The organism is Natronococcus pandeyae (assembly GCF_008122205.1).
Classification (GTDB): domain Archaea; phylum Halobacteriota; class Halobacteria; order Halobacteriales; family Natrialbaceae; genus Natronococcus; species Natronococcus pandeyae.
Genome location: NZ_PHNJ01000008.1, coordinates 36,230 through 58,868 on the forward strand (window position 1 = coordinate 36,230; position 22,639 = coordinate 58,868).

At 62.9% G+C, this 22,639-nt stretch carries 21 protein-coding genes and 1 tRNA gene; 13 read left to right on the forward strand and 9 right to left on the reverse strand.

The window, feature by feature from the left end; all coding sequences use genetic code 11:
- Positions 1–93 precede the first annotated feature (93 nt).
- From CV102_RS15040 to CV102_RS15050, 3 genes are all read right to left on the reverse strand, one after another.
- Entirely contained in the window at positions 94–1,437 is a 1,344-nt protein-coding gene (locus tag CV102_RS15040; protein ID WP_148858834.1) for a RimK family alpha-L-glutamate ligase, read from the reverse strand.
- A 70-nt stretch (positions 1,438–1,507) separates the two neighbouring features.
- Positions 1,508–2,977 (reverse strand): oligosaccharide flippase family protein, encoded by a 1,470-nt coding sequence (locus CV102_RS15045; RefSeq protein ID WP_148858835.1) that lies wholly within the window; start codon positions 2,975–2,977, stop codon positions 1,508–1,510.
- 455 nt (positions 2,978–3,432) lie between these two features.
- Entirely contained in the window at positions 3,433–4,185 is a 753-nt protein-coding gene (locus CV102_RS15050; protein WP_148858836.1) for a GNAT family N-acetyltransferase, read from the reverse strand.
- 137 nt (positions 4,186–4,322) lie between these two features.
- On the opposite strand from CV102_RS15050, the gene CV102_RS15055 reads away from it, so the two are divergent.
- The 7 genes from CV102_RS15055 to CV102_RS15085 all read left to right on the forward strand — a co-directional run bounded on the left by CV102_RS15055 (position 4,323) and on the right by CV102_RS15085 (position 10,734).
- Positions 4,323–5,414, forward strand: a complete 1,092-nt coding sequence (locus tag CV102_RS15055; RefSeq protein WP_394349489.1) for a succinylglutamate desuccinylase/aspartoacylase family protein — start codon at positions 4,323–4,325, stop codon at positions 5,412–5,414.
- A 116-nt stretch (positions 5,415–5,530) separates the two neighbouring features.
- Positions 5,531–5,959, forward strand: coding sequence for a succinate dehydrogenase, cytochrome b556 subunit (sdhC, locus tag CV102_RS15060; protein WP_148858837.1), 429 nt, complete (start codon positions 5,531–5,533; stop codon positions 5,957–5,959).
- Complete coding sequence (locus CV102_RS15065; protein WP_148858838.1) at positions 5,959–6,324, forward strand: succinate dehydrogenase hydrophobic membrane anchor subunit; 366 nt, start codon at positions 5,959–5,961, stop codon at positions 6,322–6,324. The genes sdhC and CV102_RS15065 overlap by 1 nt, the downstream gene beginning before the upstream one ends.
- Before the next feature lies 1 nt (position 6,325).
- The gene (locus CV102_RS15070) at positions 6,326–7,216 is read left to right on the forward strand and encodes a succinate dehydrogenase/fumarate reductase iron-sulfur subunit (protein WP_148858839.1); all 891 of its coding nucleotides are present in this window, start codon (positions 6,326–6,328) and stop codon (positions 7,214–7,216) included.
- 1 nt (position 7,217) lies between these two features.
- Positions 7,218–9,053: an FAD-binding protein gene (locus CV102_RS15075; RefSeq protein WP_148858840.1), complete on the forward strand. Its 1,836-nt coding sequence runs from the start codon at positions 7,218–7,220 to the stop codon at positions 9,051–9,053.
- Positions 9,054–9,138: 85 nt separating this feature from the next.
- Positions 9,139–9,327, forward strand: coding sequence for a hypothetical protein (locus CV102_RS15080; RefSeq protein ID WP_148858841.1), 189 nt, complete (start codon positions 9,139–9,141; stop codon positions 9,325–9,327).
- 102 nt (positions 9,328–9,429) lie between these two features.
- The gene (locus CV102_RS15085) at positions 9,430–10,734 is read left to right on the forward strand and encodes a 5'-deoxyadenosine deaminase (RefSeq protein WP_148858842.1); all 1,305 of its coding nucleotides are present in this window, start codon (positions 9,430–9,432) and stop codon (positions 10,732–10,734) included.
- Between the two features lie 24 nt (positions 10,735–10,758).
- Here the strand turns inward: CV102_RS15085 and CV102_RS15090 are convergent, their stop codons facing one another.
- The gene (locus CV102_RS15090; protein WP_148858843.1) at positions 10,759–10,953 is read right to left on the reverse strand and encodes a XapX domain-containing protein; all 195 of its coding nucleotides are present in this window, start codon (positions 10,951–10,953) and stop codon (positions 10,759–10,761) included.
- Between the two features lie 176 nt (positions 10,954–11,129).
- On the opposite strand from CV102_RS15090, the gene CV102_RS15095 reads away from it, so the two are divergent.
- Positions 11,130–11,354, forward strand: a complete 225-nt coding sequence (locus CV102_RS15095; protein WP_148858844.1) for a helix-turn-helix domain-containing protein — start codon at positions 11,130–11,132, stop codon at positions 11,352–11,354.
- A 48-nt stretch (positions 11,355–11,402) separates the two neighbouring features.
- Here CV102_RS15095 and CV102_RS15100 read toward each other — a convergent pair whose 3' ends face one another.
- Positions 11,403–12,218, reverse strand: coding sequence for an HD domain-containing protein (locus CV102_RS15100; RefSeq protein WP_148858845.1), 816 nt, complete (start codon positions 12,216–12,218; stop codon positions 11,403–11,405).
- Positions 12,219–12,260: 42 nt separating this feature from the next.
- On the reverse strand, positions 12,261–12,740 hold the full coding sequence (locus CV102_RS15105) for a redoxin domain-containing protein (RefSeq protein ID WP_148858846.1): 480 nt from the start codon (positions 12,738–12,740) through the stop codon (positions 12,261–12,263).
- Positions 12,741–12,896: 156 nt separating this feature from the next.
- Between CV102_RS15105 and tatA the strand changes: the two genes are divergently transcribed.
- Positions 12,897–13,226: a twin-arginine translocase TatA/TatE family subunit gene (gene tatA, locus CV102_RS15110; protein ID WP_148858847.1), complete on the forward strand. Its 330-nt coding sequence runs from the start codon at positions 12,897–12,899 to the stop codon at positions 13,224–13,226.
- 14 nt (positions 13,227–13,240) lie between these two features.
- A tRNA-Arg gene (locus CV102_RS15115) sits at positions 13,241–13,313 on the forward strand.
- Between the two features lie 49 nt (positions 13,314–13,362).
- Here CV102_RS15115 and CV102_RS15120 read toward each other — a convergent pair.
- The 3 genes from CV102_RS15120 to CV102_RS15130 form a co-directional block, all read right to left on the reverse strand.
- Entirely contained in the window at positions 13,363–13,554 is a 192-nt protein-coding gene (locus tag CV102_RS15120) for a hypothetical protein (protein WP_148858848.1), read from the reverse strand.
- Between the two features lie 112 nt (positions 13,555–13,666).
- Positions 13,667–14,983: an MFS transporter gene (locus CV102_RS15125; protein ID WP_148858849.1), complete on the reverse strand. Its 1,317-nt coding sequence runs from the start codon at positions 14,981–14,983 to the stop codon at positions 13,667–13,669.
- Between the two features lie 238 nt (positions 14,984–15,221).
- Positions 15,222–15,989: an SDR family NAD(P)-dependent oxidoreductase gene (locus CV102_RS15130; protein ID WP_148858850.1), complete on the reverse strand. Its 768-nt coding sequence runs from the start codon at positions 15,987–15,989 to the stop codon at positions 15,222–15,224.
- A gap of 373 nt (positions 15,990–16,362) precedes the next feature.
- Between CV102_RS15130 and CV102_RS15135 the strand changes: the two genes are divergently transcribed.
- The 3 genes from CV102_RS15135 to CV102_RS15145 are packed head-to-tail and all read left to right on the forward strand — an operon-like array spanning position 16,363 to position 22,635.
- The gene (locus CV102_RS15135; protein WP_148858851.1) at positions 16,363–20,007 is read left to right on the forward strand and encodes an ATPase, T2SS/T4P/T4SS family; all 3,645 of its coding nucleotides are present in this window, start codon (positions 16,363–16,365) and stop codon (positions 20,005–20,007) included.
- On the forward strand, positions 20,004–22,061 hold the full coding sequence (locus tag CV102_RS15140) for a type II secretion system F family protein (protein ID WP_148858852.1): 2,058 nt from the start codon (positions 20,004–20,006) through the stop codon (positions 22,059–22,061). The genes CV102_RS15135 and CV102_RS15140 overlap by 4 nt, the downstream gene beginning before the upstream one ends.
- A 1-nt stretch (position 22,062) precedes the next feature.
- Positions 22,063–22,635: a DUF7287 family protein gene (locus CV102_RS15145; RefSeq protein ID WP_148858853.1), complete on the forward strand. Its 573-nt coding sequence runs from the start codon at positions 22,063–22,065 to the stop codon at positions 22,633–22,635.
- Positions 22,636–22,639 lie beyond the last annotated feature (4 nt).

Consider the following 22,639-nt stretch of genomic DNA (forward strand, 5'->3'; position numbering starts at 1 on the left):
GCTAGGGCGCCGGAGTTGGTCGTCAGCGGCGTTCGATCCTCCTCGGCGTCGCTCGAGTCGCCGTCGGCCGCCTTCGACCCGGCTAAACGGGTGTTACTCCTCTTCCTCGGGCGTATCGGGCGCGTCCGCGTCCGACCGGCGGCTCACGTCGACCTGGTAGTTCCCGAGGATGTCCCGGCCGAGGATGACCGGGTAGTCCATATGGCTGCGATCCTCGACGCTCGCGGTGACCGTGTGCTGGTTGCCGCCGACGCCGACGACGACGTCGACGACGGGACGGCTCTTCGAGGTCTTGCTGCTGCCGGATCGAATGCGCGTGATGGATTTGATCGGTCCGGCACCGATGTCGGCCGCGAGGCTGGTGTCGATGCTCGTCCGTGTCGCACCCGTGTCGGACTTTGCCAGTACGGATTTCGAGCCGCTGGTTCCCGAGAGAACCACTTCCTCGGTGTAGCCGATCACGGACGGCTCCGCGTCCGCCGACGCCGCCTCGACGGGCTGGGCAATCGGTCTGGAGTCGTCGAGGACGTTCGAGAGATCCCGGACGCGCTCCTCGTCGACCTCGCCGCCGGCGCGTTCGATCGCGAGTTTGGCGATGTACGGTGCCGGACTGATCTGGGTCGCCTCGTAGAGTCCCTTGAATCCCGCCGTCGGGTTGACCTCGAGGACGAACCAGCCCTCGTCACCCTCGACGAGGTCGACGCCAGCGTAGTCGAGGCCGATCGCGTCGGCCGCACGGCGAGCCATATCCCGGGCTTCTTCGGAGAGGTCGTCGGTCGCATCCTCGACGGAGCCGCCGAGCGCGACGTTAGTTCGCCAGTCGTTGTCGGGCGCGTAGCGGTACATCGCACCGATAACTTCGCCGCCGACGACGTAGACTCGGACGTCGTGGTGGCGAACGTCGTCGCGGTCGATGAGTTCCTGCAGGAAGGCGTACCGGTTCCCCACCTTCGCGTTGATCGGATCGTCGGCACCGACCTTCCACGTTCCGCCGCCGTGGGTCCCGATCGCCGTCTTGTAGACTGCCTCCTCGCCGTACCGATCGCGCGCAGCGTTGAGTTGTTCGCTGTTGAGCGCGAGCGTAACGTCGGGCGTCCGGACGTCGTTCGCCGCGAGCGTCGTCGCTGTCGAGAGCTTGTGGATCGCCGTCAGTACCGTCGACGGCTCGTTGAGCATCGGGATGAGCTGTGAGAACGTGTTCGCGAGCCCGAGTTCCTCGGCGGGCTGTTCGGTGTTCGACAGCAGCATCCGGTTCGCGATCACGTCGACCGACGGTTCGATGGTGACGCTGCCGTCAGTGACGCTGACCGACGTATTTTCCGCACGCAGCCACTCCGTATCGTGGCCCAGTTCGTCGACGGCGTTGAGTATCGCCTTTGTTTCCTTGCTAGTGTGTAGGCTCAGCACCCCGACGGTAACGGGTTCAGTAACGGCCATATCAGCTAGACACGAACAGTGTTGATAAACGTTCATAGGCGACTGCGACCGGCAAAACGTGCGGCTCGTTTCACGTGATCACCGACCGAACCTCCTGAACGTCGATCATCCCGGTCGTGACGGCGAGGACGGACCACGTGAACGCGCCGATCGCAACGGCGCCGATGAGCATCACGAAACTCGAGATCAACGGCGTGACGAGCAACACGGCGACGGCCATCACACCCGTAATCGCACAGATGCGCCCGATCGTTCGCCCAAGCTGCTCGAGCCGCAGGGAGAGTTCGCTGTGGACGATGTACAGGTTCACCGCGACGTAGACGGTGTGGGTGACGACCGTCGCTGCGGCGGCGCCGACGACGCCGAACGTCGGAATCAGTACGAGGTTCAGCCCGAAGTTCGCGACCGACGTTCCTCCTTTCGCGATCGCACGGGACCTCGCGCGGCCGAGGTAGTCTAGGCTGTCGCTCGTCAGATTCGTGATCGCCTGCAGGAGAATGAACCCTGCGAGGATCTGCAAGACAGGAACCGCGCCCGCGTAGTTGCTCCCGAAGACCATCGTTATGAACGGCTCGGCGACGATCACGAGGCCGACCGTCGCAGGAATGTACAACAGGAGGACGTTCGTCAGCGAGGTTTCGTAGATTTGACGGGCCTGCTCGAGCTGGTCGGCGGCCTTCTGCTCGCCGAAGTTCGGCGAGATCGTAAAGCCGAGCGCCTCGGCGGGTGCGAGCACGAAGTCGGAGATCTGTTTGCCAACCTGGTAGAACGCGACCGCCAGGGGGGTAAGGAAGATGCCGACCAGCACGACGTCGATGCGCTTGTCGATCACGTTCGCGCTCCGGGTGGCCGTCAGGGGGACGCTGTACTCGACGAGGCGGCGCGAGAGTCCGGACTCGTACTCGTCCGCAGGTTCGTGTTTGGTGTAGAACTCGAGGTAGAGGACCGTCAGGCCGACGGCGGCAGCGATCGTGTAGCCGACGACGTAGCCGAAGAAGGCGCCGAGTGCACCCATGCCGAGAAGGACGAAGGCGATGGCGAACACCAGCCGAGCGAAGCCGCTGATCGCCTGAACGGCCGCGCTGTAGCCGAGGTGGTTGAACCCCTGGAGCGAGATCTGCGAGAAGCCGCTAAACGAGAAGGCGACGACGTAGAGCGCGCCTGCCGCGAGAAACGGAGCGACCCCCGGATCGCCGAGGGTGGCGGCGAGCCACTCGTGGGACAACAGGAGCGCGGACGAGACGAGCGTGAGGAGGACGATCTTTAGCGCGATCGTCGATCTGATCAGGTACGGAATCTGGCCGGGATCTTTCTCTCGGTACTCCGAGAAGTACCGTGCTGCGGACTTGCCCAGCCCGAGGTCGGCGACCAGTTGGACGACTGCGAGGATACCGATCGCCCAGTAGAGCGCGCCGTACCCCTCCGGCTCGAGGAGATAACGCGTCAGGAGCAGCATGAGCAGCGCGCTCGAGAGCATGTAGATCGCTCGCGCGACCAGCGTTGCTTTGAAACCGTGGATGATGTGAGACTGTCTGTTCATACGACTGGAGAGTACGTCAGTTACGCACTGCGGCGACGGATACCGGCGGAGACCGGGATCTGATCGGAATCATCGAGTGAACGGGCAATTGTAATGCAGCGACAACTCGCGTAATGCAGCCACAACAGTGACGGTGCGAACAGTAACGTGGCTCAACAGGACCGAGGCCGTTCAGTACGTGTCCAGTAACGGTTCGAGGACGGGCATCAGGAACGGGATTACCGAACGATTCCAGAACGGATCGCGTGGTCGACGGACGCTCTCGTCGTTCCACCGCTCGAAGCGGTCACAGTCCGTTAAGGCCGGCCTACGCTCCGATTCGGGTCGGATACCGTTCCGTACGACCGTTCCGACTCACGGTTGAGTACGCTCGTTCGAAAAAAAAGCCGCTCGAGTCGGACTCGTCGCACTGCCGAGCCGTGAGCGCTGACCCGTTCCTCTTTCGGGAACACGACTCAGAGGTACGAGGAGTCCCACCGCGTCGCCTTGCGCCGGTTGCCACAGGCGTTGCACTCGATTCGACCCATGGAATCCATGGCGTTGTCGATCGAGTCACAGTGACCGCAGAACCAACCGTAACGAGAGGACTGATCCTCGGTCTCGTAGGCGCTGTAGAACGGTGCCTGCGAGCCGCGGACGGCTTCGCCGTAGCTAACGTAGACCGTCTCGTCGTCGAGTTCGAGTTCGTCGATCGCGTTCCAGTCGTCGTCGCTTTCGATCTCGCTCTCGACGTAGACGTTTTCGGTGAACGTCTCGTCGCCGATCTCGACCTCTCGCTGACCGGCCTGTTCGAAGCCGTGTGCCGCGTAGAACTCGTTACCGCCCTCGTTGTCCTCGAGGACGAAACACTGGACCTGATCGGCGCTCTCCTCGAGGAGTTTCTCCCGAGTGCGAACGAGCAGTCGGACGCCGGTTCCGCCCCCTCGATCGTCGGGATCGATGTGGAGCCACTGCAGTTGTCCGGTCTCGTACTGCTGGCCGACCAGTTCGCTCTGAGAGAAGCCGATGATCTCGCCGTCGCGTTCGACGACCAGGATCAGCAAGTGATCGTCGGCGAGGTCGTCGGCGAACCCGTCCCCGTACCACTGGTCGATCGCGGTGTCGATCGTCTCCTCGTCGAGGAAGTCGGTGTAGGTGGATGCGAGTGAATCGTGGGCGATCGAGCGAATGGCGTCGACGTCCGATTCGGTAGCTTCGCGAATTTCCATGCTCTACCGTACCATTCCCTCGTACAAAACGTATGCCCTGAAAGCGAAATTCTCCCTCTCATTCGTCTGGATAGTTGAGGGGTTCGAGACGACCGGCCAAGACAAAGATTCACGTTCGTGCCGACGAAAACTGGTGTATGAGCGGTGACGATGCGATGGTCGGTTCCACGAGTGAGCCGTCCGACGCCGACGCCATGGACGACGCGTTCACGTACAACGGTGGACGGGTCGATCCCGGCGAATCGGCGAACATCCGATACGGAATCAGCGAGACGTATCTTGGGGATCCGGTCAGAATTCCGGTGACAATTATCAACGGGGAACACCCCGGCCCGACGGTCTTTCTCTCGGCAGCGGCCCACGGCGACGAACTCAACGGTATCGAGGTCGTCCGCGAAGTGGCTCACGACTGGGACCACTCCGACCTCCACGGAACGCTGGTCTGCCTGCCCGTAATGAACGTTCCCGGCTTCCTCGCCCAGGAGCGGTACCTTCCGATCTACGACCGCGACCTCAACCGCTCGTTCCCCGGACGCGAGGGGTCGACGAGCGCCAGGCGGATGGCACACCGGATCTTCACGAACTTCATCGAACCCTGTGATCTCGGAATCGACTTCCACACGTCGACGCGGGGGCGGACGAACATGCTCCACGTCCGGGCGAACATGGACGACCCCTCGGTCGCCCGACTCGCGAACGCGTTCAGTTCTCACGTTATCATCGCGGGCGAGGGTCCCTCCGGGACGCTCCGGCGCGAGGCGACCGAGGCCGACGTCCCCACCGTGACGGTCGAGATGGGCGAGGCTCACCGCTTCCAGCGGAAACTGATCGACCGCGCGCTTACTGGCGTTGCGAGCGTCCTCGCGGAGTTCGGCGTCCACCGAGAGTCGGCGGTCCACTGGCCCGGCTGGCGCACCGTCATCGCGGCCGACGACGAGAAGACCTGGCTGCGAGCGGACGCCGGCGGGATCGTCGACATGAAGCGCGGCCGCGGCGCGCTCGTCAGGGAAGGGGAAGTGATCTGTACGATCACCAACCCGTTCAAGGAAGAAGACGACATCGTCACCGTCGAAGCGCCCTTTACCGGGCTCATCGTCGGCGTTCTCGAGAACCCGGTCGTCTACCCGGGGAATCCGCTCTGTCACCTCGTCGGCCTCTCGCCGGACACGCGTACGGCACTCGAGAACGAGCGGACGAAAACCGAGTCACAGTCGCAGCTTCGAATGTAGTCTTCCCTGCAGGCCAGATCTGTCCCTGTATCGACAGTCGTCGCTGCAGAACACGGTAAGCAAATACGATAAAGGTAACTTCTATACCCTCACGGTCAAACCCTCCACATGAGCGTATGAGTCAGTCTTACAATCGCGGTCTCATCGAGGACTTCGGTCGCTGGAAGGAGTTCTCAGCCGGGATGTGGGCGTGGATCTTCCACAAGTTCACCGGGTGGATGCTTATCGGCTACCTGTTTACCCACATCGCCGTGCTGAGTACGGCTATCGGTGCTGCAGCCGGTGATCCCACTCTCATCCAGCAGGAAACGGACGTGTACACGACGACGATTCAGGGACTCGAGTCGCTGTTCATCGTTCGCGTACTCGAAGTTGGGTTGCTCGCCGTCGCCGTCTTTCACATTCTGAACGGCCTCCGTCTGCTGATGGTCGACCTCGGTATCGGCCTCTCGGCACAGGACAAGAGCTTCTACGCCTCGCTGGTGTTGACCGGCGTCATCACCGTCGCGAGCGTGCCCACGTTCATGCACGGGGTGGGCTTCTAATGGCGGAACGCTACTCTTCGTTCGCGCCTGGCGGGACCGCGTGGCTGCTCCAGCGGATCACGGCGGCGTTTCTCGTCGTCGTTCTCGCCTTCCACTTCTTCCAGTTGCACTTCGTCAACCACGCCGCAGAAGTTACGTTCGCTGGGACACAAGCCCGAATGGAGAACGTTGGATACTTCGTGACGATGGTGCTGTTCCTGATCACGGCCACGTTCCACGGCGTCAACGGCGTCTACAACGCCCTGGTCAACCAGGGCCTGAAGGGGACACAGAAGAAAGTCATGCTCGCGGTCCTCGTGATCGCCGGGCTCGCACTCGTCGTCCAGGGAATCTACGTCGCGATCGCTATGGCGGGATGGACCTAATATGAGTACGCAACAACAAGAACCCGAACCGCAAGAACCGGAATCACAGGAATCGCCTGAAGACCCGGAGATGAAAGGCGCGGAGTCGCCGCAGAATCAGCGACTCAAGGAGAAAGAGCAGGGACTGGCCCAGGAGGAAACCGTCGACGAGTCCGACCTCGAGGGAGAGACGGTCCACATCAAGGTGTTCCGATACGATCCCGAGGTCGAAGGCAAGCAAGAGCCGCGCTTCGACGACTTCTACGTCCCCTTCGAGAAGGGGATGACCGTCCTCGACGCCGTCATGTATGCCCGCGACGAGTACGACTCATCGCTGACGTTCCGTCACTCCTGTCGGCAGGCCGTCTGCGGCTCCGACGCCTTCTTCGTCAACGGGAAACAGCAACTGGGCTGCAAGACCCAGATCTCCGACCTCGAGCAGCCGATCCGGATCGAACCGCTGCCCCACCAGGAGGTCGTCAAGGACCTGGTCGTCGACATGGACCACTTCTACGACCAGATGCACGCAGTCGAGCCCTACTTCCAGCAGGAAGACCTCCCCGACGGCGACCTCGAGGAGCAGCGCCAGTCCCGGGAGAACCGCGAGAAGGTCAAGATGTCCACGCGCTGTATCTGGTGTGCCGCGTGTATGTCCTCGTGTAACATCGCAGCGGGCGACAACGACTATCTCGGGCCCGCAGCGATCAACAAGGCCTACCGGTTCGCGATGGACGAACGCGAGGACGAAGAGATCAAGGAGCACCGACTCCGCATCGTCGAACAGGAACACGGCGTCTGGCGCTGCCAGACCCAGTTCTCCTGTACGGAGGTGTGTCCGAAGGACATCCCGCTCACCGAGCACATTCAGGAGCTCAAGCGGGAAGCGGTCAAGAAGAACCTGAAATTCTGGTAATATGTACGAACACGACGTCATCGTGGTCGGCGCCGGCGGCGCCGGCCTTCGCGCCGCGATCGCAGCGCACGAGGCGGGAGCCGACACGGCTATCGTCTCGAAACTTCACCCGGTCCGCAGCCACACCGGCGCGGCCGAGGGCGGGATCAACGCCGCCCTCCGCGAGGGCGACGACTGGGAGCTTCACGCCTACGACACGATGAAGGGGTCGGACTACCTCGCCGACGCCCCCGCCGCCGAGACGCTTGCGCAGGACGCCCCCGAGGAGACCATCGAGCTCGAGCACTGGGGGATGCCGTTCTCCCGCGAGGAGGACGGGCGCGTCTCCCAGCGGCCGTTCGGCGGCCTCTCGTTCCCGCGGACGACGTACGCCGGCGCCGAAACCGGCCACCACCTGCTGCACGTGATGTACGAGCAGGTCGTCAAGCGCGGCATCCAGGTCTACGACGAGTGGTACGTGATGAACCTCGTGACGGGCGACGACCCCGACCCCAACGACCGGGAGTGTGAGGGCGTCGTCGCGTACGACGTCCAGACTGGCAAGGTTGAAGGGTTCAAGGCGAACCAGGGCGTCATCCTCGCGACCGGCGGCCCCGGCCAGGCGTTCGACCACACAACCAACGCCGTCTCCTGTACCGGCGACGGCCACGCGATGGCCTACCGTGCGGGCGCGCCGCTCGAGGACATGGAGTTCATCCAGTTCCACCCGACCTCGCTGCCGTCCACGGGGGTTCTCATCTCCGAGGGTGTCCGTGGCGAGGGTGGAATCCTCTACAACAACGACGGCGAGCGGTTCATGTTCGAGTACGGCTACGCGAACAACTCGGGCGAACTCGCCTCGCGAGACGTCGTCGCCCGCGCCGAACTCGACGAGGTCGCCGAGGGTCGCGGCGTCGAGGACGAGTACGTCCACCTCGACATGCGCCACCTCGGCGAGGACCGCATCCTCGACCGCCTCGAGAACATCCTCCACCTCGCGGAGGACTTCGAGGGCGTCAACGGACTCGTCGAGCCGATGCCGGTCAAACCCGGCCAGCACTACGCGATGGGTGGGATCGACGTCGACGAGAACGGCCAGACCTGTATCGACGGCCTCTACGCGGCCGGCGAGTGCGCCTGCGTCTCCGTCCACGGCGGGAATCGCCTGGGCGGCAACGCACTGCCGGAACTCATCGTCTTCGGCAAGCGCGCCGGTCGCCACGCCGCCGGCGACGACCTCGGCGAAGCCGAAATCAAGACCGGATACGGCGACGACGTCGAGGACGAGACCGAGACGGAACTGCCCGTCGCCCCCGGCGAGGCCGGCCTCGATAGTTCGGGTGGCGTCGCCGCCGACGGCGGAGTTGCAACAGAGGCTGAGGGACTGCTCGAGCGCGCCGTCGAACAGGAACGGGCCCGCGTCGACCACCTGATGGACAAAGAGGACGGCATCCAGCACGCCGAGATCCGCGCGAAGCTTCAGAAGGCGATGACGGACTACGTCAACGTCTTCCGCACCGGCGACGGTATCAGGAAGGCGCTGAAGATCATCCGCGAGTGCCGCGAGGAGTACCAGGACGTCTACGTCGATGACCCCTCGCGCACGTTCAACACTGACCTTCAGATGACCTACGAGACGCGGAACCTGATCGACGTCGCCGAGACGATCGCACTTGGCGCACTCGTGCGCAACGAGTTCCGCGGCGCCCACTGGCGCCAGGAGAACCAGGAGCGCGACGACGAGAACTGGCTCAAACACACGCTCATCTCGTGGGACGACGGTGAGCCCAACATCTTCTACCGACCCGTCATCCTCGAGGGCGAGAAGACCTACGAGCCGAAGGTCCGCAGCTACTGACGCCCGGGAGCCTTTTCGAGCACGTCTTTTTTCCCGACGCCGAGACCAGCAGGGCTATACGTCGCGTTCCACTTCCCTCGCGTAAATGGGACTCGAGCGATTCGTCAGACTGAACCTCGTTCTCGTCCCGGTGCTCGTGCTCGTCGCCTACCTGTTCGCCGACTACCTGCCGTTGCTCGTGTTGCCCCTCGGCGTGGCGTATCTCACGTTCGCTACCGCCATCTGTCTCGTGTGGCTGCTCTCGAAAGCGTCGCTGCAGTTCCGCTCGTCCTGAGCGTATTCGGGGACGAACGGGCGCCTACGATGGGTAGCGCCGACGATACCGCAGGACGATATCCACAGAAATAAGGTACCACACCGGCTATCGAGGGAAGGTATGTTGTTGTCGGGGACAGTCGTCGCTGATGCAGACACCGTGATCCACGACGGTGCCGTCGTCGTCGAGGACGACGTGATCGTCGCCGTCGGAGACCGTTCGACGTGTCTCGAGCAGTATCCGGACCACGAGCGCCACGCCTGCGATCTGCTCGCGCCGGGAACCGTCGGCGCGCACGTCCACTCGGTTCAGAGTCTCGGTCGCGGTATCGCCGACGACACCGAGTTGCTCGACTGGCTCTTCGAGTACGTCCTCCCGATGGAGGCGTCGCTCTCGGCCGAAGAGATGCACACTGCCGCCGAACTGGGCTACCTCGAGATGATCGAGAGCGGGACCACGACCTGTGTCGACCACCTCTCGGTTGCCCACGCGGAGGAGGCGTTCGAGGCCGCGTGTGACCTCGGCATCCGGGGCCGACTCGGAAAGGTCATGATGGACAAGGACTCCCCGCCGGGGCTACTCGAGGACACCGACGAGGCGCTCGCCGAGAGCGAGCGGCTCATTCGCGAGTACCACGGCGCCGCCGACGGCCGGATTCGGTACGCCGTGACGCCCCGCTTTGCCGTGAGCTGTACCGAAGCGTGTCTCCGCGGGACCAGGGAACTCGCCGACGAGTACGACGGCGTGACGATCCACACCCACGCGAGCGAGAACCGCGGCGAGATCGAAACCGTCGAGAAAGAGACCGGCCGGCGGAACATTCACTGGCTCGACGAGGTCGGGCTGACCGGCGAGGACGTCGTGCTCGCTCACTGCGTCTGGACCGACGAGTCCGAACGCGAGGTGCTCGCAGAAACTGGGACCCACGTGACCTACTGCCCGTCCTCGAACATGAAACTCGCCAGCGGCGTCGCGCCGGTGCTCGACTACCTGGATCGCGGGATCAACGTCGCGCTGGGCAACGACGGGCCGCCGTGTAACAACACGCTCGACCCGTTCACGGAGATGCGCCAGGCGAGCCTGCTCCAGAAGGTCGACCGCCTCGAGCCCCAGGCGCTGCCGGCCCGGACGGTGTTCGAGATGGCGACGATCAACGGTGCCAGGGCCGCTGGCTTCGATCGCGTCGGAAAGCTTCGCGAGGGGTGGAAGGCCGACATCGTCGGCCTCGAGACCGATATCACTCGCGCAACGCCGATCCACGACGCACTCTCGCACCTGACGTTCGTCGCACACGGCGACGACGTCCAGTTCACGATGGTCGACGGGGAGGTACTGCAGCGCGAGGGCGAGGTCGTCGTCGCAGACGCTGCCGCGATCAGGTCGCGCGCTCGCGAGTTCGCCGCCGATCTGGACGTCGGTTCCTGACGACCCCCAGTTCGACAGTCGACGTCAGAATCCGATCGACTCGAGGACGTCGAGACTGGCGCCCGACATCTCGACGAGCTTGTAGCCGAGGTAGATGCCGACGATTCCCATGAGTCCGGGGAGTTCGGGCGGTGCCGGGATCGGAACGTCGAACAGAGCGAAGAACGCGCCGGTGAGCGCGCCAGTCAGCAAACCGAGCACGACGAGCTGGATATTCATACCGATGGAACGGCGAGCGACGACAAAAGCGCCCTGACTCGAGACGGGATCGCCGGCTCGGCGAACTCGTCGCATCCGTTCGCACCGCTCCCTGCCGTTCTGATCCGTATCGTGCTGCAACTTTCGACAGATGACGACACCGAGTTTTAATATCGTCGAACTACGGAGAGTGTAGTATGAAACTCGACGGACAATCGAGAGCTACCGTGTCAGTACCCGACGATTTCGAATCGGCACAGGCGAAGCTGGTCTACCTCTATCTCCGCGTCCGATCGGAGTCGACCGCCGACGAGATCTGTACCGCACTCGACGTCGACAAGGGCGCGGTGCTCTCGATTACGCGGACCCTTCGCAATCGCGGGCACCTCGAGCGAGTCGACGGCCGCTACAGGCTCTGCTGAAGGGTCGATTGCGCTCGTAGACAGAGACGGATAGAACGCGGATCCGCCCTATAGTTCGATCCGTTCGACCAGTTGTTCGCGGTTCTCGTTCGTGTTGACGGCGACGATCCGGATCTGATCTTCGAGCCCGGAGTCCTGGAGTTTGGCCTTCAGCAGGTTGTCGACCTGGTAGACGCCGGCAGCGTTGGTCATCGCGATCTCGACCATCACCGGACGGGAGTCGCCCTCGTGAAGCGAGACGCGGCTGATCGCCTGGCTCGAGAGCGTGTTGATCCCGCGGCCACCCTGCTCGTAGGGAATCCGCGACCGACCGCGCTCCATGTCGAGCGCGTCGGAGACCCGGATGACGCCCGCCTCGGTCGTCAGCGGCGTCTCGGCGGTGTGATGACAGAGGATCGCGTGGAGGACCTCGCCTCTCATCCGGACGGTGTCGGCGACGTCGTAGAACTCGGGGAGCACTCGGTCGAGAATGTCGGCGGCCAGCGGAATCGAGTAGTAGGCGTGCTGGTCGCGGTGGACGACGTGGCCGACGTCGTGGAGGGTCGCCGCGAGTGCGACGATGACTCCCTCGTCGGCCTCCTCGAGGCCCTGCTCGCTGGCGCCGTTGAACTGAACGTTGCCCGCCTTCAACAGATCGTACAGACAGAGTGCACGGTTGCGAACGATCTCGATGTGTTTCTCGCCGTGGTCGTTGTACCGCATCCGGTCGACGGCGTTGATGTTCTGGGCCTCGAGGTAGGTTTGAATCTCTTCGTCCTCCTCGATGAACTCGAGAACCTGATTGAGCTTCTGATCGGGAAAGTGGTGGTCCGCATCAGGAATATAGACGCGTCCGTCCTGGTCGTCAGCCGTAGAATCGCTCATACTGGAACGTCGACTCGGGGCTAAAAAAGCGCTGCGGGTAGGTTACGCTGCGTCCGCAACCGCGTCTTCGACTTCCGCATACTCGGGTTCGACGCCGGGGTCGTCGCTAACCCACGCGTACGTGACCTCGCCGTCGGCGTCGACGACGAACACCGAGCGTTTGGCGACGCCGTAGACACCCAGGTCGTCGAAGTCCATCTCGACGTCGTACTCCTCGACGAGTTCCTTGTTGAGGTCGCTGAGCAGACCGAACTCGAGGTCGTTCTGCTCGCGGAACTCGTTGAGCGTGAACGGCGAGTCGCGGCTGACGCCGTAGACGCTGGCGTCGACGTCCTCGAACGCCGAGAGTCGGTCCTGGAACGTACACATCTCGGTCGTACAGACGCTCGTGAACGCGCCGGGGAAAAAGGCGAGGACGACGGGTGCCTCGTCTTCAAGCCGTTCGGAGAGCGTGAAGGAGTCGATGTCGCCGTTCGCGAGCGGTGCCGTAAAGTCCGGTGCGGCGTCTCCAGTTTCTACCATCGGACGTGAGTTACGTCCATACGGGAAAGACAGTTTCGTTCCCGGTAGTCACGACCCATCCGAGAGCTCTTTCTCCAGTGGCCGAAACTCTGTGTCACGAATTTACCGTCCGGTCCAAAAAGATTATAATTGCCAGCCGGTAAGCCACGCATAGAGATGGCATTCGAAATTGCACCGCTGTTTGCCCCTATCCCAGGGGGTCCGGAACTACTGATCATCCTTTTCATCGCCATTCTGCTCTTCGGGGCGAACAAGATCCCGAAGCTGGCACGGTCGACGGGCGAGGCCATGGGTGAGTTCCAGAAGGGGCGTGAAAAGGTCGAAACCGAACTCGAGGAGATGCGCGAAGCAGGATTCGAAGAGGGCGAAGAAGAGGAGTTCGCCGCCGCGAAGGCCGAGGGCGAACTCGACACTGATGACGACGACGACTTCGTCGAGACGGAACCGGTCACCACCGAGGAAGAGACCGAAACGGAATCGAACTAGCGCTTTTTTCGACGGGGCGTGTGGCCTAGCGGATAGGGCAGGAGGTTCCTAACCTTCTGATCGTGGGTTCGAATCCCGCCACGCCCGTTGCGGTCGCGAACGAACGTGAGTGACCGCAACGGGCCCGGGATTCGAATCAGGGAGTGGAGCGAAGCGGAACGACCGTGGTTCGAATCCCGCCGCGTCCGAGTCCCGCCGTCTCCGAGTCCCGCCACACCCGTCCGAGTCCCGCCACACCCGTCCGAGTCCCGCCACACCCGTCCGAGTCCCGCCACACCCGTCCGAGTCCCGCCACGCCCATCTCGAGCACGAGACGAGTTCGCGTCATAATCTAAGAAGTCGCGCCGCTTGTCTGTTAGCGGTCGGCCAGCCTAGACGAGTGTAACGATGAGTGGGTAGCCCACTGGGGCAACTCAGTCGACGGAACTTCCGAGGCTGCCCTACTGGTATGCTTCGAACTCCTGGCCGAACACTGCGTAGTAGCCGACGCCGATCATCCCGATGATCGAGGCGATCGTAAACGAGATCTCCGGGGTGACGAACTCCCAGAGGAATCCCCCGAGCACGCCGCTCGGGATCACGACCGCGCCGCGGATGAAGTAGTACGAACCGGTCACCCGACCGCCCGCGCCTCGTTCGGCCGGGCCCACGATCAGGGCCTTGTGGGCCGGCAGTCCGGCGAAACGCAGTCCCGAGAAGGCGAACAGTGCGACCAGGATCCAGACGTTCTCCGGCGCGAAGATTAGCATGATCGGGAAGATGGCGTAGACGAAGAAACCGAGTCCAACGATCGGCTTGAGGCCGGTGTATTCGGCGATTTTAGCGGCGGGAGCCATCGTCAGTAGCGCAATGAACATCTCGATGCTCAGGAGCACGCCGAAGAACGCGGCGGGCGAGAGGTCGATCGCTCCGACGACGGGGAGGGTCGCCGTCAACCCGATTCCCATCAGCCGCGTGATCACCAGGATGAAGAACGCGTACACCATTCCGTTAGCGAACCGGACGAAGGTATCCGCTACCAGCAACGGACGGAGCGGATCCGGGAGCGCCCGGATGTCGTCGACGATCTGTCCGAACCCCTCGAACTCCTTACCGACGGAATCCTCGTCAGCCTCGTACAGCAGATGCTGGGCGAGGGTACCGAGGAGGGAGAAGACGATAGCGATCACGAGCACCCACAGGAAGCCGGGCATGAGCTGGTCGGCCACGAGGACGGCGACGATCAGCGGGGCGATCAAGAAGGCCGTCCGTCGGAACGTTTCCGTGCTGGCGAAGCCGCGAGCCAAACGACTGGGTTCGGTGGCCTGCTTGACGATCGCGTAGTGCCCCCCGATCCCGAACGACTTCCAGCACTGGGCCAACAGCAGTCCGACGAAGACCCAGACCCACGGCTCGAGCGTCGTCACGCCGAGATCGATCGCCGGAACGTAGGCCGAGGCCAGCCAGATTGCGAATCCAAACGTCGAGAGAAAGCCGAAGACAGTCAGCGCGTACCGCGAGCCGACGCGGTCGGAGACGATCCCACCGTAGTACGGATAGACCGCTCCGATGACGTTCCCGAGCGTGGCGAACAGACCGACGATGAACCCGGTCGCACCGAGAAAGACGAGATAGTCCGGAAGGAACCGGTTGGTCATCTGGAAGCCGAGGCTGAACGCGAACATCGCCAGCGAGAGGACCAGAACGTCCCGCTGAAGGGAGAAGAACTGCCGGAATGCATCGACCGGCCCGGTAACTTCGACTTGCTGCTGTGTCATGAATGTAGTTCAATCAACATCAGATAAAGTTCCCGCGAAACCGACAACTCGAGGCGATCCGAGGCTTCGAAACGGGCCACGGTCGAATCGATCGATGAACGATTCGCGATCGTTCTCGTAGCGCTCCCGCATCGCCGTCCGTTTCGCCCTCCGGGAGGTGCATCTCTACTTCGCCCGCCGCTGCAGCGGAGGATCACTGCGGGCGAGCACCCTTCCCACCGACAGAACACCGGACGAGTCACCGCGCCGTCCAGCCGCCGTCGACCGAGAGACAGGACCCGGTGACGAAACTGGCGGCGTCGCTCGCCAGGAAGACGACCGGACCGGCGATCTCTTCGGGATCGGCGAACCGGTCTAACGGCGTTCGGTCGAGGATCGACGCTCGAAGCTGTTCGTTCTCCTGGAGGTCTTCGGTCAGGTCTGTCGCGACGTAGCCCGGAGCGACGGCGTTGACTCGGACCTCGGGCGCCCAGTCCAGTGACATACTCTTCGTTAACCCGACGAGTCCGTGTTTCGAGGCGACGTAGGGATGCTGGCGCGGCAGGCCGACGATCCCGCCGACACTCGCGACGTTGACGACCGATCCACCCCCGTTCTCGTGAAGGGATTCTGCCGCCGTGGTCGTCACTTCGTAGGCGCCGCCGAGGTTGACCTCGAGCGTGCGGCCGAACCCGTCTCTGGAGACGTCTTCCGGCCGGCCGAGCGCGTCCTCCGGGTTCATTCCTGCGTTGTTGACCACGACGTCGAGGTCACCGAACGCGTCGACGGCCCGGTCCACCGCGTCGGCGACGGCGTCCGGATCGGTCACGTCGGCGGGAACGGCGAGTGCGTCGCCGCCCTCCGCTTCGATCTCTTCGGCGACCGCTTCGATTTCGGTCGTCGACCGAGCGGTCGGGACGACCGCGGCGCCGGCGTTCGCGAGTTCGATCGCGATCGCTCGACCGATACCGCGTCCGCCGCCGGTTACCAGCGCGACTCGCCCGTCGAGATCGAATAGCTCCGTCATCGTTTCCTCTGTCGAGTGCGGTGCTACCAAGTCCTTTCCCCGGTGGTTCTCGCAATCGGAACGACGCTCACAGAACCGACCCGTCACCCGAACGAACTGTCTGTTCGATCTAACATTTCATCGAAGCATTCGGTAACGCATCCAGTTTCTTTCGTCCGGAGACCGCCGACTCCACAACCGAAATATGTCAATCTAAGATAAATTAAATAGGTGCTGATTCTATTGCCGTATCCGAAGAAAATTAGCCCAGAGGGACCGGTATCAGCCGGACGAGCGTTTCGCTCGAGACATGGCGAATCATAACGGATGCGAGATTATCAGAAGTGGTAATGAGTGGATGAGTTTTTTGAAGGGTGAACGAGAGGTCGCGATAATGGCTATTGACGAGACCGACAAGTCAGACGCCGGACGGTTTTCTGACGGCGAGGCGTCTGGTCCTGTGTCGGAGGCGGATCGATCGACGGAGGTGGAATCAGCGCCGGACGTTCGCGTCGGCGAGTACACCTGGGCCGAGTTTATGGAGGAGCACGGGCACGGAAGCGAGGTCTCGGCGCTGTATCCGGACGAATCCGAAACCGAGGATCAACTCGGACTCGACACGGACGAACCGGTCGAGCCGTCGGTTCCCAGCGGTGACGACTGGGAGCAGGTCGACTTCGATCCCGAATCCTACCTGGGGTACCATCCTGACGATCTCGAGGATCTGATTACGGACATCGCCGGAGCGAACGGGAACGTACTCAACGATATCTTTCTCGAGTACGTCGACCCGGAGACGACGCCGGTTACCAAGGACGTCTGGACCTGGGAGCACTACAAGTGGGAGTACTACTACGACGAGGACGGGAATCGGCCACGCGACGACGACGGGGAGATCGTTCGCCACGACAGGGAGGACGCGCTCGGGTTCGACCCGGAGACGCTCGAGCGGCGACTCGCCGCCGGCGACGACGCCGCGATGGAACTCGACGACGTCATCGAGGAGCGGACGGTCGACGTCCAGGAGGATCTCGACGAAGACGAGTTCTTCTCGACGGTGGCGGGGAACACCACCGTCACCAACCGCTACGACCTCGAGAAGGCCGTCCCGATGGAGAAGAAGACCCACTTTCGGGAAGTCGAGCGCTACTGGGTGAACAAACCCTACGCCTGCGTCGTCATCTTCCACTCCGAGAAGGAAAACGAGAAGAAGTACTACATGATCGAGCCGTACCGAAACGAGATCGAGACGGAACTCCAGGAGTTCCTCTCGGGCAAACTCAGGACGGCGATCAAGTACTCAGACGAGGGGGTCAAGGAGAAGGCCAGCGAGGAGGGGCGGCGCACGGTCATCGAGGAGGAGACGCGAAAGCTGCTCGAGCGCTACGACCTCTTCGAGAAGACGTCGGGGAGCACCGAAGCCGGGTTGCTCGAGTCCATCACGACGCTCCTCGACGAGGACGACGAGGACGACGAGGATTCGGGGCCGAGCCAACTCGAGGGAATCGCCGTCCGACCGGAGCCGGCGATTCTCGAAGACGACCCGGACACGATGAGCGAGTACCAGGTCGAGAAACTGCTCTATCTGCTCAAGCGAAACTTCATCGGCTACGAGCGCATCGACGGTATCAAACACGACATCAACGTCGAGGACATCTCCGTCGACGGCTACAACTCGCCCGTCTTCGTCTACCACTCCGAATACGAGCAGATCATCTCCAACATCTATCACGGCGAGGACGAACTCGACGATTTCGTCGTCAAACTCGCCCAGCGCTCGGGGAAGGGGATCAGCAAACGGCTCCCGCAGGTCGACGCGACCCTGCCGGACGGCTCCCGCGCTCAGTTGACACTCGGCAAGGAAGTCTCCGACCACGGGACGAACTACACGATCCGGCAGTTCAAGGACGTCCCGTTCACGCCGATCGACCTCGTCAACTGGAACACCTTCAGCCTGGAGGAGATGGCGTTCCTCTGGCTCGCGATCGAGAACCACAAGAGCCTGATCTTCGCCGGCGGTACCGCGTCCGGGAAGACGACCTCGCTGAACGCGGTCTCGCTGTTCATCCCGTCCAGTGCGAAGATCGTCTCCATCGAGGACACCCGAGAGGTCGAACTCCCGCAGCGCAACTGGATCGCATCCGTGACCCGGCCGTCGTTCTCCGACGATTCGCAGGGTGACGTCGACGAGTTCGATCTGCTTGAAGCCGCGCTCCGACAGCGACCCGACTACATCGTGATGGGCGAGATCCGCGGTGAGGAGGGGCGGACGCTGTTCCAGGTGATGTCGACGGGACACACCACCTACACCACGTTTCACGCCGACTCCGTCGACGAGGTGCTCAAACGGTTCACCACGGACCCGATCAACGTCTCGAAGACGATGTTCACCGCACTGGATCTCGTCTCGATCCAGACCCAGACCAGGGTCCAGGGCCGGAAGGTCCGCCGGAACAAGTCGCTCACCGAGATCAACCACTATGAGGCCGAACACGACGAGATCAACGTCCAGGACGTCTACCAGTGGCAGGCCGAGACCGACGAGTACCTCAGGATGGGGGACTCGAACACCATGGAGGCGATCCAGTTCGACCGGGGCTGGAGCACGGAGAAACTCGAGGAGGAACTGTTCAAGCGCGAGGTCATCATCGCCTACCTGATCAAGAACGGGCTGAACACGTACGCCGAGGTCGCGGCGACGGTCCAGGCGTTCATCAACGATCCCGACACGATCCTCACGCTCATCGCGAACGGGCAACTCGAGGACAGCCTCGACGACCTCCGCGAGATGGAGAGCGTGCTAATCGACGTCGACCAGGAGAAAGAGGAACTCGTCCCGCGACCGGAGGCGACCTCCGAGACGTACAACCTCTCGATGGACCTCCTCGAGCGAGCCGAGGAGTCGCTGTTCGAGGAGTACCGCGGACAGGTGCCGAGCGGTCTCGCGAGCACACTCGGCGACGTCGAGGCGGAGTCGACCATCGAAGTCGACGGCTCCGACAGCGAACCGGTCGACTTCTCGAGCAGTATCGACGACTGGGAGTTCGACGACGACGGCGACGGCTTCACGACAGCGACGAGCGATGCGACGGATGCACCGTCGTGGCTCGAGGACGACGATGGGTTCGACGTCAGCGCGGAGGCTGGCACTTCGTCCGGCGACGCTTCGTCGTCGGCCCCTGCCGAGACGGCCGAAAGCGAGAGCGAACCCGACGGACAGCCGACGGAGACGACCGCTGCGACGGGCGACGTTCCCGCCATCGGCGACGGCAGCGAGACGGCGACCGAAGACGACGACCCGGGGACGAACTCCGACGACAGATCCGATCCTGACGGCTCCGAGACCGGGCCGGAGATACTGCCGACGGACGACCCCGACGAGAGCGACTTCGGCGGCCTGTTCGACGACATGAACGAAACGCTCGAGCAACTCGAGGCGGGCGATCCGCCCGACGAGAGCGACGAGAGCCACGAGACTAGCGCGTCCAGCGCGACCGAGACGGAGTTCACGGAGACGGACTTCGATTCGATCTTCGATCCGAGCGCTCCCGACGAAGAGTCGACTGCAGCGTTTAGCGGCGAGTTTCAGCAGGCGGCCGCGGACGACGCTTCGGGCGAGTCGGAACCTGAGGCGCCGCCAGCGTCCGAGTCGGAGGGAGACCGTGACGCACCGTCGGAGACGGGCGACGCGACGGAGACGAACGAGGCAAGCGAGACGGACAGGACGGCCGAGACGAGTGACACAACAGCGGCGGCTGAGACGGCCGAGGGCGACGCAGAAGTCCCGAGCATCGATGTCGGGACCACCGACAGTCCGGAGACCGAGACGCCGGCACCTCCGACGATCGACGTTGGGGGAACCGACGAGACGGCGAGCGACGGGGAGTCGATCTTCGAGACTGACGCCGGCGAAATGGACGAGGACGACGCTGCGTCCGACGCCGGTGATGGTGACGGTGATCCCGACGGCTCGATCTTCAGAACGGAAGGAGCCGCCGAGAACGACACAGCAGACACCGACGAGGAGCCGGACGCATGAGCCTCGAGACCGACAGCAGTGGGGGATCCGGATCCCTCTCGGGGAGCGCCGACTCGTTCGGCGACTGGTTCTACCCGCTGTACGCGCGGCTGTTCAGCGAGGAGAGCGATTTCGTCGCCGACGTCGAGACGAAACTCGCGCAGGCGCGGATGACCGATACCGTCGAACTCTATCTCTCGCGTGCGCTCGGTATCGGCGTCATCACCGGGCTCTGTCTGTGGATCGTCGGGACGATCATCGGCTACGCTCTCTTCGCCACCGGACTCATCCACGTCGACGAGATTCTCGGGTTCCCCGTCCAGAGTCAGACGGTCCTCACGATCATCGAACTGCTCAGAATTCCGGCACTGGTTACTGTAACGGGGATCGTATTCGGCTCGATCGGCTTCGCGATCGGCTTCGGCTCGCTCGTCTCGATTCCCTACTCGCGTGCGTCCGCCCGGAAGCGCCAGATCAACATGCTCCTGACCGACTCCGTCTCGTTCATGTACGCGCTGTCGGTCGGGGGCCTGAACCAACTCGAGATTATCGAGGCGATGGCCCAGGCCGACGACACCTACGGCGAGGTCGCAAAGGAGTTCCAGAGCATCGTCAAGGAGTCCGACTATTTCGACACCGACTACCGGACGGCAATCCGCAAGCAGGCACTCGAGACGCCGAGCGACGAACTCTCGCAGTTCCTGACGGACATGCTCTCGATCGTCAACAGCGGCGGTGACATGGAGAGCTTCCTCGAGGACAAGAAAGAAAAGCACATGCGAACCGCGAAGCAGGAACAGGAGATCACCCTCGAGACGCTCGAACTCTTCGGGGAGATGTACATGACGCTCTCGCTGTTCCCGCTGTTGCTGATCATCATCATGGTCATCATGCAGATGATCCCGGACGCGGACGTCTCGAACCAGATGCTCTATATGACCGTCTACGGGCTGATTCCCCTCATCGGAATCGGCTTTCTCGTCATGCTTTCGACGGTGAAAGGCGACGAGCCCGGTGACGGCTACCTCTCTCTCGGTGGCGACGACCGCCGCGTCCAGAGCGCACAGGAACAGAGTCTGCTCAACCTCGGTCTCGTCGAGCAGTTCACGGGCGACCACAGCGTCTTCGACCGGATCAAGAACCGCGAGGGGACCCACGAAACCGTGTCGGTGTTGCGACAGCCGCACATTTTCTTCCGGGACAACCCGCTGTACACGCTGGCGCTTACCGTTCCGGCGATGCTCGTTATCGTCTCGACGGCCATCATGACCGGCTCCGCGCCGACCTCCTGGGACGGACTACTCGAGAACGCCATCTGGGGGACGTTCGTCTACATCTACCTGCCGCTGTACGTCGTCGCGATCCCGCTGGCGATCTTCCGCGAGTGGAACGTGCGACACAGAACCGCCGTCGTCAACAACCTCTCGGAGGACTTGCGGAAGCTTTCGAGTGCGAACGATACCGGACTGACGCTGCTCGAGTCGCTCAAGTCGGTTTCCGATACGACGAGCGGCAAACTCGCTCGCGAGTTCGAGATGATGCACACGAAGGTCAACTACGGAATGAGTCTCAAGGAGGCGCTCATCGAATTCAACAACAAGTACCACATTCCGCGCCTCGCCCGTACGACGCGACTGATTAGCGAGGCCCAGGAGGCGTCGAACCAGATCTCGGCGGTTCTCCGAACCGCCGCCCAGGCCAGCGAGAACCACGACGATATCGAACGCGAGCGCAAGTCTCGGACGATGATGCAGGTCGTGATCATCATCATGACGTTCCTGACGGTGCTCGCCGTGATCGCGATCCTCAAGACGCAGTTCATCGACACGATGGCCGGACTCGAGACCGGCAGCGACGGCGGCGGTGGTGGCGACAGCGAACTCGCCGATGCCGACCTCAGCGAGAACATCAACGTCGACATGCTCTCCGTGTTGTTCTTCCACGCGGTGACCCTGCAGGCGATCATGTCGGGGTTCATCTGTGGCTACATGCGCGACGCCGACGTGCTGAGCGGGCTCAAGTACGCAGTGGGTCTGTCGACGATAGCACTCGTCGGCTGGGTGATGGTGGCCTAGCATGAGGCGCAAAAATCGATCCCCCGACCGAGGCCGAAAACGAACCTGCGGGCAGCGGCCGCGAACGATTTCGGTCTCGCTGTCGGACCGGGGCCAGACGACCCAGGACTTCGCCATCGGCATCGGCGTCTTTCTGCTGTCGATCGCATTCGTCTTCTCGTACATCCCGTCGCTGACGACGCCGTTCGACTCGCCGGCCGGCGGCGCAGAGACGGCTCAGGCGGACCGCATCGCGGACCGACTCGTCCACAGCCTCTCCGACTCAGCGGATCGGAACGAGATCGACGGCGAGCGGTTCGTCGCCACGTACGCGAACGACGACGAGGACGAGAATGTGACCGCGCTCGGACTCCGAGCGACTGACGACGCCGTCTTCGACCACGTGAGCGTGCGCCTCGAAACGCTCGACGGGAACGAAACCGAGCACGATGGAACTGCGATGGCCGCAGAAACGACGGCGTACGACGACCAGTCCGCGGCGAGTTCGGCCCGGATCGTCACGCTCGACGACGAGTTCGACCTCGACGACTACGACGACGAGCCAGCCTATCGGCTCGTCGTGAGGGTCTGGTGATACC

Coding starts and splice junctions, on each gene's coding strand:
- CV102_RS15040 (WP_148858834.1), bottom strand. CDS start 1,437: ATGGCCGTTACTGAACCCGTTACCGTCGGGGTGCTGAGCCTACACACT.
- CV102_RS15045 (WP_148858835.1), bottom strand. CDS start 2,977: ATGAACAGACAGTCTCACATCATCCACGGTTTCAAAGCAACGCTGGTC.
- CV102_RS15050 (WP_148858836.1), bottom strand. CDS start 4,185: ATGGAAATTCGCGAAGCTACCGAATCGGACGTCGACGCCATTCGCTCG.
- CV102_RS15055 (WP_394349489.1), top strand. CDS start 4,323: ATGAGCGGTGACGATGCGATGGTCGGTTCCACGAGTGAGCCGTCCGAC.
- sdhC (WP_148858837.1), top strand. CDS start 5,531: ATGAGTCAGTCTTACAATCGCGGTCTCATCGAGGACTTCGGTCGCTGG.
- CV102_RS15065 (WP_148858838.1), top strand. CDS start 5,959: ATGGCGGAACGCTACTCTTCGTTCGCGCCTGGCGGGACCGCGTGGCTG.
- CV102_RS15070 (WP_148858839.1), top strand. CDS start 6,326: ATGAGTACGCAACAACAAGAACCCGAACCGCAAGAACCGGAATCACAG.
- CV102_RS15075 (WP_148858840.1), top strand. CDS start 7,218: ATGTACGAACACGACGTCATCGTGGTCGGCGCCGGCGGCGCCGGCCTT.
- CV102_RS15080 (WP_148858841.1), top strand. CDS start 9,139: ATGGGACTCGAGCGATTCGTCAGACTGAACCTCGTTCTCGTCCCGGTG.
- CV102_RS15085 (WP_148858842.1), top strand. CDS start 9,430: ATGTTGTTGTCGGGGACAGTCGTCGCTGATGCAGACACCGTGATCCAC.
- CV102_RS15090 (WP_148858843.1), bottom strand. CDS start 10,953: ATGAATATCCAGCTCGTCGTGCTCGGTTTGCTGACTGGCGCGCTCACC.
- CV102_RS15095 (WP_148858844.1), top strand. CDS start 11,130: ATGAAACTCGACGGACAATCGAGAGCTACCGTGTCAGTACCCGACGAT.
- CV102_RS15100 (WP_148858845.1), bottom strand. CDS start 12,218: ATGAGCGATTCTACGGCTGACGACCAGGACGGACGCGTCTATATTCCT.
- CV102_RS15105 (WP_148858846.1), bottom strand. CDS start 12,740: ATGGTAGAAACTGGAGACGCCGCACCGGACTTTACGGCACCGCTCGCG.
- tatA (WP_148858847.1), top strand. CDS start 12,897: ATGGCATTCGAAATTGCACCGCTGTTTGCCCCTATCCCAGGGGGTCCG.
- CV102_RS15120 (WP_148858848.1), bottom strand. CDS start 13,554: ATGACGCGAACTCGTCTCGTGCTCGAGATGGGCGTGGCGGGACTCGGA.
- CV102_RS15125 (WP_148858849.1), bottom strand. CDS start 14,983: ATGACACAGCAGCAAGTCGAAGTTACCGGGCCGGTCGATGCATTCCGG.
- CV102_RS15130 (WP_148858850.1), bottom strand. CDS start 15,989: ATGACGGAGCTATTCGATCTCGACGGGCGAGTCGCGCTGGTAACCGGC.
- CV102_RS15135 (WP_148858851.1), top strand. CDS start 16,363: ATGGCTATTGACGAGACCGACAAGTCAGACGCCGGACGGTTTTCTGAC.
- CV102_RS15140 (WP_148858852.1), top strand. CDS start 20,004: ATGAGCCTCGAGACCGACAGCAGTGGGGGATCCGGATCCCTCTCGGGG.
- CV102_RS15145 (WP_148858853.1), top strand. CDS start 22,063: ATGAGGCGCAAAAATCGATCCCCCGACCGAGGCCGAAAACGAACCTGC.